This is a genomic window from Methylophilus glucosoxydans (assembly GCF_042676145.1).
In the GTDB taxonomy this organism is placed as follows: domain Bacteria; phylum Pseudomonadota; class Gammaproteobacteria; order Burkholderiales; family Methylophilaceae; genus Methylophilus; species Methylophilus glucosoxydans.
Genome location: NZ_JBHTJW010000003.1, coordinates 109,425 through 121,404, shown reverse-complemented (window position 1 = coordinate 121,404; position 11,980 = coordinate 109,425). Strand labels below are relative to the sequence as shown.

Here is an 11,980-nt window from a genome sequence, read left to right as displayed (position 1 = left end):
CTCCTCTTAAGCCGCTTGTTGCCATGGCGCTTTGGTCAAGCCCCATACCGGGTTGTTAATCGCCATGTCCATGTCACGGGCAAAAATCGCAAAGCCGTCATAGCCGTGGTAAGGGCCGGAATAATCCCAGCTGTGCATTTGACGGAAAGGCACGCCCATTTTCTGGAACACGTATTTTTCCTTGATGCCGGAACCGACCAGGTCTGGTTGCACGGCTTCCACAAACTTCTCAAACTCGTAGCCGGTCACATCGTCATAGATCAGCGTGCCGTCCTTAACGTAGTGAGTGGTACGCTGGTAGTCATCGTTGTGGCCAAACTCGTAGCCGGTACCCACCACTTCCATGCCCAAATCCTCATAGGCACCAATCACGTGACGGGGACGCAGGCCACCGACAAACAGCATGACTTTTTTGCCTTGCAGGCGTGGTTTGTACTTGGCAATCACGGCATCGGTCAGTGCCTTGTATTTGGCAATGACCTGCTCTGTTTTCTCCTTGATACTGTCGTCAAAGAAGCTGGCAATCTTGCGCAGGGATTCTTCGATTTTGGATGGGCCAAAAAAGTTGTACTCTACCCATGGAATCCCGTACTTCTCTTCCATGTGGCGGCTGATGTAGTTCATCGAGCGGTAGCAGTGCAGGATGTTGAGCTTGGCCTTGGGCGTGTTTTCCAGCTCGGCAATCGAGCCGTCACCGGACCATTGGGCGATCACGCGCAGGCCCATTTCTTCGAGCAGGATGCGACTGGACCAGGCATCGCCACCAATGTTGTAGTCGCCGATAATCGCCACGTCATACGGGCTGGACTCGAATTTGTTTTTTTCCGGGTCAGTTTTGTCAAACACAAAGTCGCGCACGGCGTCGTTGGCGATGTGGTGACCCAGCGATTGCGACACGCCACGGAAGCCTTCGCAACGCACAGGTACAATCACTTTGCCTTCATACTCTTTGGCTTTTTTCTTGGACACGGCTTCGATGTCGTCGCCGATCAGACCAATTGGACACTCGGACTGCACGGTAATGCCCTTGTTGAGCGGGAACAGTACCTGAATCTCGTCAATAATTTTTTCCAGTTTTTTGTCACCGCCAAACACGATGTCTTTTTCCTGGAAGTCGGAGGTAAACTGCATGGTGCCGAAGGTGTCGATACCGGTGGTACCGATGTAGTAGTTACGGCGTGACGCCCAGGAATACTGGCCGCAACCGACCGGGCCGTGCGAGATATGCACCATGTCTTTAATCGGGCCCCATACCACGCCTTTGGAACCGGCGTAGGCACAACCACGGATGGTCATTACCCCTGGCAGCGATTTGATGTTGGATTTCACATCACACTCGGATTTGCCTTCTTCATACACATTCAAATGTTTTGCACGTTTTTTGGCGGACTTTTCAGGATAGGCTTTTAACACCTCCTGAATCAGCTCTGCGCCGTTGACCTTTACTTCAGCAGTCGCACTCATCGTTGTCTCCTATGTTCGACTAAAAACCAGTGATAAAAAGAAACTTTTCAAAAATTGTAGAAATTGCCCGGAAGTAACCTCCTCAACTTTTGAAACCGTCTCTGGAGGGGTTGGCAAGGGGCAAAGCCCCCTGCCAAAGACTGATTAAGCTGCAGTCGCCGCTTTACCAATCAGTGTTTCATCCTCTTTCTTCATGATGCCGAAGTCCATCAACAGGTCTTCCAGCTCATCCATGGTGATCGGGGTCGGGATGGTACCGTTACCGGCGTTGGCGTGTACTTTCTGCGCCAGTTGACGATATTCTTCAGCCTGCTTGGAGTCCGGGGCGTACTCCAGCACAGTCATACGACGCAACTCGGCGTGCTGCACCACGTTGTCACGTGGCACAAAGTGGATCAGCTTGGTACCCAGTTTGCCTGCCAGGGCTTCTGCCAGTTCCAGTTCCTTGTCAGTCTGGCGCTCGTTACATACCAGGCCACCCAGACGCACGCCACCGGAGTTGGCATATTTCAGGATGCCTTTGGAAATGTTGTTGGCGGCATACATCGCCATCATTTCACCGGACATCACGATGTAGATTTCCTGTGCCTTGTTTTCACGAATCGGCATGGCGAAACCACCACACACCACGTCACCCAATACGTCATAGGACACATAATCCACGCCGTCATAGGCACCGTTTTCTTCGAGGAAGTTGATCGAAGTAATCACACCACGGCCTGCGCAACCCACGCCAGGTTCTGGACCACCGGATTCCACGCAACGGATGTCGCGGTAACCGATTTTCATCACATCTTCGATTTCCAGATCCTCGACAGAACCGGCTTCGGCAGCCAGAGATAACACGGTATCCTGTGCTTTTGCGTGCAGAATCAGGCGGGTAGAGTCGGCTTTAGGGTCGCAACCGACGATGAGGATTTTCTGACCCATTTCGGCCAACGCAGCCAGCGTGTTTTGAGAAGTGGTGGACTTGCCGATGCCACCTTTGCCATAAAATGCAATTTGACGTAATGCAGCCATAATGAAGCTCCTTAGGTTTAAATGAAAAATTCGTCGCTATACGCAGCCATCTTCCGATTCCGAATCGCAACCTAATCACTTTTCTTATCAGGCGATGGAGGGTGTCGGCCATGTAGCCTGTCTATGGCAAGTAGCGTGCCAACAGAAAAAATAAAAGTTAAGTATTTGATTTATATTTATATTTTTACAAAAACGCAGACGACATTTCCTTAAATACTTTCTGTCGCAAACACGACAAAAGCGGTGCCCAGCGTGCGGTATGAAACAAACCTTTCTGCATACGGTCAGCCGCCTTTCAATGCGTTGCTTCATGCATCAACTGGCCGCCAAGCCGCATCCAGGCTTGATCCTTGCCTTCTGCAGATCAATTGGCATAGCTGTTGGTATAACACTTGCTGAATCAGGACTATCTGTCAGTTCCCAGAGAGGTCAGGATGCATCAGCCATTACCCCCCATTAATCCGGCGCTGGATACCAGCCGCCACAAACCGGTCGCGCAAATTCTAGGCAATCCGCACTTTGCTCAGATCGGTGGAGAAGCGGTCATTACCCGTCTGGTCGACCGCTTTTATGTGCATATGAACACGGTACCGGAAGCTGCCGCAATCCGCGCCATGCATGCGGCAGACCTGTCTGAAACCAAGACGGTGCTGGTGCAGTTTCTGATCGAATGGCTGGGTGGCCCCAAGGAGTACAGCCGTGAACGCGGCCACCCGCGCCTGCGCCAGCGACATGCCATGTTTGGTATCGGCGAGGCAGAAAGAGATGCCTGGATGTTATGCATGCGACGTGCCCTGCTGGAGGTGGTGGCAGATGCCACGTTAAGGGCACAGCTGGATCAGGCTTTTTTAAAAACCGCAGACTTTATTCGTAACCAGCCAGCGTAACCCCTGGCTTCATTTCTTTAGGAGAACATTGTAATGACCACCATGGAAAGCACCATTTTCGGCAAACTCAACTCAGAGCACCGCTTGCAAAACCCAGTGTTTAAAGATGCCACCAAAGTGCCAGGGCGCTTTGGGTTTCGCGGCGAACTGGCGATTAAATTTGCTCCGCAAGTGGCTGATGAAGCGCGTCCACCTGAAATTACCTGTGACCAGGTCATGGCCTACGCGCAGGAAGGCGAAAATGGCATGCCATTTTTTACTGGCTACCTGCTGTCTTTCGGCTATCTGGAAATGCTGGTTGAAGCATTGAAAGATGCCCTGCTGCCTGAAGGAAAATACATCCTGTTTTGCAACAATATCGACCTCTTGAAAAAATACACGGTTAAGATGAACGGCAGCACTTTTTACATCCTGCCAATTGATGAGGCCACGGTTTATAACGAGTTGCTGGAACTGTTGCACCTGGAAAAGAATGATCTGAAAAAACTGGATACTGCGGGCAAACTGGATGCGGTGATTGCCAAGGCCATGAGTTTTAGCGCCAACTATCCGGAAATCACCTATGAAGAAGGCCTGCAATTGATGGGGCCAGTACGCAACCCGAATGAAAACCGTCCGGTTTAAGGCTGCATCTCGCTGGCATGCAGGCGGAAGAAAGCCCGCAAGACTGGTACAGCACCAACCTGGTCGGTCTTCCGGCCGGATTGCTGGGCTCGGTCGCGTTTAACCGTCACCCGCAGCCCCTGCATATTGCCGGAACACGCGAGACCCACAGCGGGCTGTTTCGTTTGCTGCACGCCAGCCACAACGCCGAAGAGGCCGCCGACAGGTTTGCCCACTATATGGCCATCGCCTTTGATTTGCAGCGACCAGCCACAGCACAAGGCCCGCGCCGTTTCAGACCCAGCTACCTCAAATTGCTGGAGGGCTGGGGCTTTGATGCCAACAGCCCGCAGGGGGCGGTGCTCAAAGGCTGGGTGGAAAGTCGTTTTGGCCTCACGCCCAGCTTCCACCGCGCACCGCTGAGGCATTTCCCCTCCCCGGCCTGGGTCACCTATCTGGAAGAGAAGTTTTGCAGCCGCTTTCATAACTACAGCATCCATATGCAGCTTGATTTGTTATACGAGTATTGCCAGTTTGTGATTGCGCGTTTTGGCTTGCCGACCTCGCACCCCACCCTGACCTTGTGGCGCGGCGTGAACCTCAACGAAGAACCGACCCTGGGGCAACAGGGGCTGCGTGCCGGGCTGTGCAGGCTGCGTCTTAACAATCTGGTCTCGTTTACCCGCAACCGCGAGCGCGCCGACGAGTTTGGTGACTGGATATTGCAAGTGGAAGTGCCGCTGGTCAAACTGTTACTGTTTCCCGGCTTGTTGCAACACAGCCCACTGGACGGCGAGGAAGAAGTCATCGCGCTGGGTGGCGAATACGAGGTCATGGCCCGCTATGCCTGACCTCATGCAACGTGCGCTGGGCGCTTATCTGGGCATGGCCGTTGGCGATGCGCTGGGCGCGCCAGTGGAGTTTATGACTGCCAGAGAGATCGCCGCCCGCGGTGAACACCGTGACATGACAGGCGGCGGCTGGCTCAAGCTCAAACCCGGTCAGATTACCGACGACACCGAAATGTCACTGTGTCTGGGCCGCGCCTGGCTAAGCCACAATGGCTGGCATGCCGAAACGGCCGCACGCATGTTTGTTGACTGGTTGAAAAACCAGCCGATTGATGTGGGCAATACCTGCCGCCGCGGCATCCGCCGCTATTTGCTGGAAGGCAGCGTACAAGGCCCGCCTTCCGAAGCTGATGGCGGCAATGGTGCGGCCATGCGCATGGCACCCATTGCCATTGCCACCTATCACCTACCAGACCAGTTTGAAAAAATCACGCTGGCACAAGCGCACCTCACCCATCACCACCCATTGTCCGATGCCGCCTGCCTGACGCTGGGCAGCATGGTGCATGCACTGTTCAATGGCCAGGGTGGTGCGGCCTGCCGCTTGCTGGCGGCAGCACTGGTCAAACAGTACCCGGCATTCAAATTCGACCCCTATCCGGGCCGGGCCAGCGGCTATATTGTTGACACCATGCAAACCGTGCTGCATTTTTTTCTTAACACTGACAACTTTGAAGATTGCCTGATTGGCACCGTGAACCAGGGTGAAGATGCTGACACCACCGGCGCTATTGTTGGCATGCTGGCCGGTGCCCGCTATGGCAGTCAGGCCATTCCTGAACGCTGGTTGCATGCCCTGCCACTCACCATCCGTCAGGAAATCGAACAGCAAGTCCCCGCACTCTTGCAAGGAGGTCTAGATGAGCACCATACTTTTTTATGAAAAACCCGGTTGCAGCAACAACAGTCGGCAAAAAGCCCAACTGGCTGCGGCCGGACACACGGTGATTGCCAAAAATCTGCTCACCGAGCCTTGGGCAAGTGAGCGCCTGCTGCAATTCTTTGGCTCATTGCCGGTGCACGCCTGGTTTAATCCGGCCGCCCCCAAAATCAGGGATGGCGAGATAGATCCGGCCACCCTGGATGCCGACACCGCATTGGCCATGCTGCGCGCCGAACCACTGCTGATCCGGCGGCCACTCATCGAGGTTGACGGTCAGCGCATGACAGGCTTTGACGCCAGTACCCTATCTGTTTGGTTGGGACAGCCCATCTTGGTCAACACTGCGTCGCAGAGTTGCCTGCGGCACCATCCCTCTTAGCGTTGATGACTGCACTAAAACAGCATCAACATATTTCTAAAGTGATAGGCCTTAATCCCCAGACACCGACGGGATTTTATGGATGCTCAAATCCGCGCCATCAAACTCTGACTCGGCATCCAGGCGGATACCTACGATTTTCTTTAATGCGCCGTAAACGATGGTTCCGCCCACTAGCGCGATCACTACACCCAATGCAGTACCTGCCAGCTGGCTCATCAGGCTGACGCCGCCCATGCCACCAAGACTGGTCGCACCGAAGATACCTGCCGCGATACCGCCCCAGGCACCACACAAGCCGTGCAACGGCCAGACACCAAGCACATCATCGATTTTGAAGCGTGTTTGCGTGAGGGTGAATGCCCAGACAAACAAGGTGCCAGCGACTGCGCCAGTGACCAGTGCGCCCAGTGGGTGCATGACATCAGAACCGGCACAGACGGCCACCAGACCAGCCAACGGGCCATTATGCACAAAGCCCGGGTCATTTTTACCCAGCAGCAATGCGGCCAGCGTGCCACCCACCAGCGCCATCAGTGAATTGACCGCTACCAGGCCGGAAATGCCTTGTATGGATTGGGCGGACATGACGTTAAAACCGAACCAGCCTACAGTGAGTATCCATGCACCCAAGGCGAGGAATGGAATATTGGAAGGTGGATAGGCATGCAAACGGCCATCTTTGGTATAGCGACCATTACGTGCGCCCAGCAGTATCACCGCAGGCAAGGCAATCCAGCCGCCCATGGCATGCACGACCACCGAACCGGCAAAATCGTGAAAGTTTGCACCATAACTGACCTTCAGCCAGTCCTGAAACCCAAAATGAGCGTTCCAGGCAATGCCTTCAAAAAACGGATAAACAAAGCCAACCAGCAAAAATGTTGCGGCCAGTTGCGGGTTGAATTTGGCGCGCTCAGCAATGCCGCCAGAAATAATGGCAGGAATGGCGGCGGCAAAGGTGAGCAAGAAGAAGAACTTGACCAGACCGTAACCGTTTTGCACGGTCAGTGTTTCGGCACCATTGAAAAAGTGGATGCCGTAAGCAATGCCATAGCCAATAAAAAAATAGGCAATGGTAGACACACAAAAATCCACCATAATTTTAACCAGGGCATTCACCTGATTTTTTTGACGTACTGTGCCGACCTCCAAAAAGGCAAAACCGGCATGCATTGCCAAGACCATGATGGCCCCCAGCAATACAAACAGGACGTCATTAGCTGTCACTAATGATTCCATTTCGCTCTCCGAATTCAATAATTATTGATTGGCGTTTTGTTTGAAAGACACGCCTTTTTAAAATGCGCAGGTTTCAAGCAAATATCAGGCCATTTTTAAGTGATTGATTTTAAAAGGAGTGGAGTTTGGGCACCGGCAAAAACGCCCCAAAATAACTCAATCAAAAGTGCATTGCACATTATTGGTGCAAATTAGGGCATATTTAAACAAAAGTACTTAAAGATGCTCAAATGCTGATGAATGAGGCATGCCATGCGAACTCATCGAGAGTTTGCGTCAACAAAACACGGATAAAGCGGTGGATAACCGTATCGTCGTATGCCAATACGGAGGAGGGACAGACTTATATGATCTCGACCGGTTGCAATTGCTTGAGCATTTCGACCGCATCAGGATGCGCAGACCAGAAATAGTAAAATTCACGCACCGCGTTTAAAAATAGGTGACGGGTATTTTTGAGATTAAATAGCGGCAGGGTTGCGTCAGCGGTGATGCGGTAGGCGTTTTTTTCTGTGAGTGGTGCTTCACGCAAGCGCAACAACATGAGCTTTGCCATGCGCGTACGCAGTTCAATATCCATCTCCTGCTTGTGCTCCATGGATTTGAGCGCTTTGACGTAGCCGTTAAGCGGCCATAATTCTGCTGTTTCAAACTTCTCGGACTGCAACGCCGGCCAAACGGACTGCAAATCAATCACCGCCGGCTGCCAACCGATAGGATGTAATTCAAAGCCGACAGTATCGGCATATTGCATGACGGCTTTCACATCGCCACGCCAAAAAGGATAAAACTCGCGGATAATGGTCAGGATTTCTGGCCAGCGCTGGGCTTCCTTGTCGGCCAGACAATCGTCCACCGCTTGCCGGTAGACCGTGCTGCTGCATTCCTGGTCTTTTAATAGCGGCGTTAACTCAGCCAGCACCGCGTCGCGCTGTGCCATGATGGCAGCATCAGCGCCCTTGCTGTGCAATAAATTATAATAAGCTTGAATCGCATCTGCTTCGCGGCTTGAATTCATCGTTAACAACACTAAATAAGAATGAAATGAATATGAAACGGATTATTGGTCATCATACACTGAAAAAGATAATCGTCTTAAAGGAGAACAACGATGGCTGAATGGGCCTTATTAGCCATTTTGATGGCGGGCGCATGGTATTGGATGGATACGATTTCGAAACGTGAGATCGCGCTCAAGATTGGCCGCCAGTTGGCTGAGCGCTGCCATCTGCAGTTTCTGGATGAAACCGTGGCTTGCGCCCGCGTCGGTTTTGCAAGGGACGGCAATGGTCGCATGCAGTTACAACGCACGTATACCTTTGACGTCTCCAGCCAGGGCATTGAGCGCATGGCCTGTCATCTGCAATTGCGAGGCGGCCAATTGGTAGCCTGGCATATTCCGCCTTACGTCACCCAGTAAAACACCATGGTGGTTGGCCGCTTTGCCCCTTCGCCTACCGGCCCCTTGCATTTTGGCTCACTGGTCGCCGCCGTCGCCAGTTACTGCGATGCTAAAAGCCAGGGCGGCCGCTGGCTGCTGCGTATAGAAGATGTAGACACCACCCGCCGCGTAGCCGGCGCCAGCGCAGACATGATTCGCACCCTGCAGCATTATGGCTTTGTTTGGGATGAGAAAATCGTCTACCAAAGTGAACGCACCGAGCACTATGAGCAGGCCCTGGCGCAGTTACGCCACCGGGGCCTGGCATACCCTTGCACCTGCTCGCGCAAGGAGATTGCCGACAGCTCAACACAACTGGGCATTGAAGGTGCCATTTATCCTGGCACTTGCCTGCAACATCCCATTAAACCAGACACACCAGCTGCCTGGCGCTTGAAAACGCCTGCTATCAATATCGGCTTTGCCGATAGAGTTGTCGGCTGGCAGCAACATGCCATGGCCAGAGACATCGGTGACTTTGTGATCAAGCGTGCCGATGGTCTGTTCAGCTACCAGTTAGCCGTGGTCGTTGATGATGCTTTGCAAGGCGTGACCCATGTGGTGCGCGGTGCTGACCTGCTGCAGTCCACCACGCGGCAGATCTATCTGCAACAGTGCTTGGGCTATGCCACCCCAGCTTATGCCCATATCCCGCTGGTATTGAACGACCAAGGGCAAAAACTCAGCAAACAAACCCTGGCAACCGCTTTGCCGCTCGACAATATCCTGGCCACGCTCGTTGCCGCCTTCAACTTTCTACCCTATTTACCGCAACCGGTTCCCAATTTTTCAAACTTGCCTGCGCTGTGGCAATGGGCAATGGCCCATTGGCAACTCGGCCAGCTTGCTAGCGACTAGTACTCACGCTTATCCCGTGATTTGCTGACAAAACTTACAAAATTTATTGATAACCATTATCAACTAAGTTAATATTCGCGACAATCATTGAGAGGATATTAATTTTATGACGATTAAAAATACCCAAGAAAATCCGTTCAGACCTCGTCCAACGCTGCTCTCGATCGGGCTGTTTTTTAGTAGCGCACTGTTATCCATGACCGCGTTAGGCGCCAGTGAGCGCGAAACCGTCGAGTTACAAGAGGTCGAGGTCAAGGCAGAGAAACAGAGTGACACCAAACCGGTCAAGGGTTACAACGCAAAGCGCTCCACCTCCGCGACCAGAACCGATACCGAGCTGGTCAACGTACCGCAAGCCATTACCGTGATTACGCGCGACTTTATGCAAGACCAGTCCATGCAAAGCATCGCTGATGCTGTACGCTATGTGCCTGGTGTGCAAGCGGCACAAGGTGAAGGTAACCGTGACCAGCTTGTATTACGTGGCAACCAGACTACGGGTGACTTGTTTGTAGACGGCCTGCGCGATGACATTCAGACTTACCGCGACTTATATAACACTGACCGTATCGAGGTGCTTAAAGGCCCTAACGGCATGATTTTTGGCCGCGGCGGCGCAGGCGGTGTCGTGAACCGCGTCAGCAAAAAAGCCGGCTGGGATCCCGTCAGAGACCTGAGCGTGAGCTACGGCAGTTTCGATCACCGCCGGATCACCGCTGATTATGGTCAAGGGTTGTCAGAAGAATTAGCATTCAGACTCAATGCGGTGTATGAAAACTCCAACTCTTACCGTGATGGCGTGGAATTAAAACGCTACGGCATGACACCGACCTTTACGATCAAGCCGGGGGATAAAACCGAGATTGTTTTAAGTGCCGAATACTTTAAAGACGAACGCACTGCGGATAGAGGCATACCGTCTTTTATCGGTGGGGACAACAGCAACCTGAATAATCGTCCTTATCGCATCAAGGATTATGACAAGTTTTTTGGTAACGCAAAATTAAGCCCGACCGAAACAGAAACTGTCGCCTTTAATGCTGCCATCAGCCATGCCTTTGATAACGGCGTGCAGGTCAAAAACAGTACCCGTTTGGCCTACTACGATAAGTATTATCAAAACGTTTATGCAAATAGCAGTGTGACAACCGCCAATACCCTGCAATTAGGCGCTTATCGAGATGAGACAAAACGTGAGAACCTGATTAACCAAACTGATATTACCTATACAGCCAAAACTGGAAATGTAGAACATAAGTTGCTGGCTGGGACAGAGCTTGCTGCACAAGATACGACAAATAAGCGACTCACTCAGGGAACGAGTGAAAACTTAACTGGCAGCGTCTCGGCCGATAACCCTACAGTTTCCAATGTAGCCTTTAATGCAACCAGCCGCAATCAGAAAAGTGACTTTACCGTTGCCGCCATATACTTGCAGGATCAAATCGTTTTCAACCCCAAATGGCAGGCAGTCCTGGGCTTAAGACATGATCATTTGGAAACAAATTACACCGACTTGCGAACAGGTAACTTTGCTAATATCAATGTCACAAATAATCTGCTTTCACCGCGAGCCGGGCTGATTTACAAACCTACGACGGATAGCTCGCTATATGCAAGCTACAGCACCTCATATGTGCCGCGCGCTGGGGATCAGTTGATTGGTCTTACCGTGAGCACTCAAAGCTTCAAGCCTGAAAAATTCATTAATAAAGAAGTCGGCGCAAAATGGGATATCAACCCCAATCTGGCATTGACTGCCGCCATTTTTCAACTTGAAAGAGAAAATGTTTTGGCCGCAGACCCTACAAATACAGGTAACTCTATTCTGCTTGACGGCCAGGAAACCAAAGGTCTGGAAGTTGGCCTGAGCGGCAAGGTGACTGACCAATGGCAGGTCATGGGCGCATTCACGTTGCAAGAAGGCGAAATCACCAAACAGCAAGGCGCAGGCAACAGTGCGATCCTGGCTGGCAGCAATCTGGCAATGACACCCACCCGCACCTTCTCATTGTGGAATAAATACCAGATCAATGACATGTGGGCCGTCGCGTTGGGCATGGTCAGCCGCTCAGAAATGTATGCGGCCACCCCAACGGCTAGCCAAAGCACGCTGCTGCCTGGTTACACGCGTTTTGATGCAGCGATTTTTGCCAAGTTAAGCCCGCAGTGGGATGCGCAAATCAATATCGAGAACCTGACTAACAAAGACTATGCCCTGTTTGCGCACAACAACAATAACATTACGCCCGGTGCGCCTTTAAACGCCCGTGCGACCTTGAACTATCATTTCTGATCTAGCATGCATGTGATTTTAGCCCGCCACTGTGCGGGCTTTTTTATTGCGGGTGT

At 52.2% G+C, this 11,980-nt stretch carries 12 protein-coding genes; 8 read left to right on the top strand and 4 right to left on the bottom strand.

The features are described from left to right. Nucleotides 1-6: 6 nt before the first annotated feature. Entirely contained in the window at nucleotides 7-1,464 is a 1,458-nt protein-coding gene (gene nifD, locus ACFQ1T_RS12310; RefSeq protein WP_379077183.1) for a nitrogenase molybdenum-iron protein alpha chain, read from the bottom strand. A 144-nt stretch (nucleotides 1,465-1,608) separates the two neighbouring features. After that, nucleotides 1,609-2,484 carry a nitrogenase iron protein gene (gene nifH, locus ACFQ1T_RS12305; RefSeq protein ID WP_228518672.1) on the bottom strand — a complete coding sequence of 292 codons (876 nt, stop codon included), beginning with the start codon at nucleotides 2,482-2,484 and terminating at the stop codon, nucleotides 1,609-1,611. 434 nt (nucleotides 2,485-2,918) lie between these two features. Between nifH and ACFQ1T_RS12300 the strand changes: the two genes are divergently transcribed. The 5 genes from ACFQ1T_RS12300 to ACFQ1T_RS12280 are packed head-to-tail and all read left to right on the top strand — an operon-like array spanning nucleotide 2,919 to nucleotide 6,087. After that, a complete protein-coding gene (locus ACFQ1T_RS12300) occupies nucleotides 2,919-3,371 on the top strand; it encodes a group II truncated hemoglobin (protein ID WP_379077181.1) in 453 nt (150 codons plus the stop codon). 33 nt (nucleotides 3,372-3,404) lie between these two features. Further along, nucleotides 3,405-3,995: a hypothetical protein gene (locus tag ACFQ1T_RS12295; protein ID WP_313983453.1), complete on the top strand. Its 591-nt coding sequence runs from the start codon at nucleotides 3,405-3,407 to the stop codon at nucleotides 3,993-3,995. A 17-nt stretch (nucleotides 3,996-4,012) separates the two neighbouring features. Beyond that, complete coding sequence (locus tag ACFQ1T_RS12290) at nucleotides 4,013-4,825, top strand: NAD(+)--dinitrogen-reductase ADP-D-ribosyltransferase (RefSeq protein WP_379077178.1); 813 nt, start codon at nucleotides 4,013-4,015, stop codon at nucleotides 4,823-4,825. Between the two features lie 4 nt (nucleotides 4,826-4,829). Continuing rightward, nucleotides 4,830-5,708 (top strand): ADP-ribosyl-[dinitrogen reductase] hydrolase, encoded by an 879-nt coding sequence (gene draG, locus ACFQ1T_RS12285; RefSeq protein ID WP_379077175.1) that lies wholly within the window; start codon nucleotides 4,830-4,832, stop codon nucleotides 5,706-5,708. Beyond that, on the top strand, nucleotides 5,686-6,087 hold the full coding sequence (locus ACFQ1T_RS12280; RefSeq protein ID WP_379077172.1) for an ArsC/Spx/MgsR family protein: 402 nt from the start codon (nucleotides 5,686-5,688) through the stop codon (nucleotides 6,085-6,087). The genes draG and ACFQ1T_RS12280 overlap by 23 nt, the downstream gene beginning before the upstream one ends. A 51-nt stretch (nucleotides 6,088-6,138) precedes the next feature. Here the strand turns inward: ACFQ1T_RS12280 and ACFQ1T_RS12275 are convergent, their stop codons facing one another. Continuing rightward, on the bottom strand, nucleotides 6,139-7,329 hold the full coding sequence (locus ACFQ1T_RS12275) for an ammonium transporter (protein ID WP_379077169.1): 1,191 nt from the start codon (nucleotides 7,327-7,329) through the stop codon (nucleotides 6,139-6,141). Between the two features lie 343 nt (nucleotides 7,330-7,672). Further along, nucleotides 7,673-8,347 carry a hypothetical protein gene (locus ACFQ1T_RS12270; RefSeq protein WP_194747321.1) on the bottom strand — a complete coding sequence of 225 codons (675 nt, stop codon included), beginning with the start codon at nucleotides 8,345-8,347 and terminating at the stop codon, nucleotides 7,673-7,675. Nucleotides 8,348-8,440: 93 nt separating this feature from the next. Here ACFQ1T_RS12270 and ACFQ1T_RS12265 point away from each other — a divergent pair, with 93 nt between their 5' ends. The 3 genes from ACFQ1T_RS12265 (at nucleotide 8,441) to ACFQ1T_RS12255 (ending at nucleotide 11,924) form a co-directional block, all read left to right on the top strand. After that, the gene (locus ACFQ1T_RS12265; protein ID WP_194747322.1) at nucleotides 8,441-8,749 is read left to right on the top strand and encodes a DUF3301 domain-containing protein; all 309 of its coding nucleotides are present in this window, start codon (nucleotides 8,441-8,443) and stop codon (nucleotides 8,747-8,749) included. Between the two features lie 6 nt (nucleotides 8,750-8,755). After that, nucleotides 8,756-9,628, top strand: coding sequence for a tRNA glutamyl-Q(34) synthetase GluQRS (gene gluQRS, locus ACFQ1T_RS12260; RefSeq protein ID WP_379077165.1), 873 nt, complete (start codon nucleotides 8,756-8,758; stop codon nucleotides 9,626-9,628). 106 nt (nucleotides 9,629-9,734) lie between these two features. Beyond that, nucleotides 9,735-11,924, top strand: a complete 2,190-nt coding sequence (locus tag ACFQ1T_RS12255) for a TonB-dependent receptor (RefSeq protein WP_275357095.1) — start codon at nucleotides 9,735-9,737, stop codon at nucleotides 11,922-11,924. The last annotated feature ends 56 nt before the right edge of the window (nucleotides 11,925-11,980 follow it).

What these genes read in the sequence shown, in the direction of transcription:
- nifD (WP_379077183.1), bottom strand. Translation starts at nt 1,464, where the DNA reads ATGAGTGCGACTGCTGAAGTAAAGGTCAACGGCGCAGAGCTGATTCAG.
- nifH (WP_228518672.1), bottom strand. Translation starts at nt 2,484, where the DNA reads ATGGCTGCATTACGTCAAATTGCATTTTATGGCAAAGGTGGCATCGGC.
- ACFQ1T_RS12300 (WP_379077181.1), top strand. Translation starts at nt 2,919, where the DNA reads ATGCATCAGCCATTACCCCCCATTAATCCGGCGCTGGATACCAGCCGC.
- ACFQ1T_RS12295 (WP_313983453.1), top strand. Translation starts at nt 3,405, where the DNA reads ATGACCACCATGGAAAGCACCATTTTCGGCAAACTCAACTCAGAGCAC.
- ACFQ1T_RS12290 (WP_379077178.1), top strand. Translation starts at nt 4,013, where the DNA reads ATGCAGGCGGAAGAAAGCCCGCAAGACTGGTACAGCACCAACCTGGTC.
- draG (WP_379077175.1), top strand. Translation starts at nt 4,830, where the DNA reads ATGCAACGTGCGCTGGGCGCTTATCTGGGCATGGCCGTTGGCGATGCG.
- ACFQ1T_RS12280 (WP_379077172.1), top strand. Translation starts at nt 5,686, where the DNA reads ATGAGCACCATACTTTTTTATGAAAAACCCGGTTGCAGCAACAACAGT.
- ACFQ1T_RS12275 (WP_379077169.1), bottom strand. Translation starts at nt 7,329, where the DNA reads ATGGAATCATTAGTGACAGCTAATGACGTCCTGTTTGTATTGCTGGGG.
- ACFQ1T_RS12270 (WP_194747321.1), bottom strand. Translation starts at nt 8,347, where the DNA reads ATGAATTCAAGCCGCGAAGCAGATGCGATTCAAGCTTATTATAATTTA.
- ACFQ1T_RS12265 (WP_194747322.1), top strand. Translation starts at nt 8,441, where the DNA reads ATGGCTGAATGGGCCTTATTAGCCATTTTGATGGCGGGCGCATGGTAT.
- gluQRS (WP_379077165.1), top strand. Translation starts at nt 8,756, where the DNA reads ATGGTGGTTGGCCGCTTTGCCCCTTCGCCTACCGGCCCCTTGCATTTT.
- ACFQ1T_RS12255 (WP_275357095.1), top strand. Translation starts at nt 9,735, where the DNA reads ATGACGATTAAAAATACCCAAGAAAATCCGTTCAGACCTCGTCCAACG.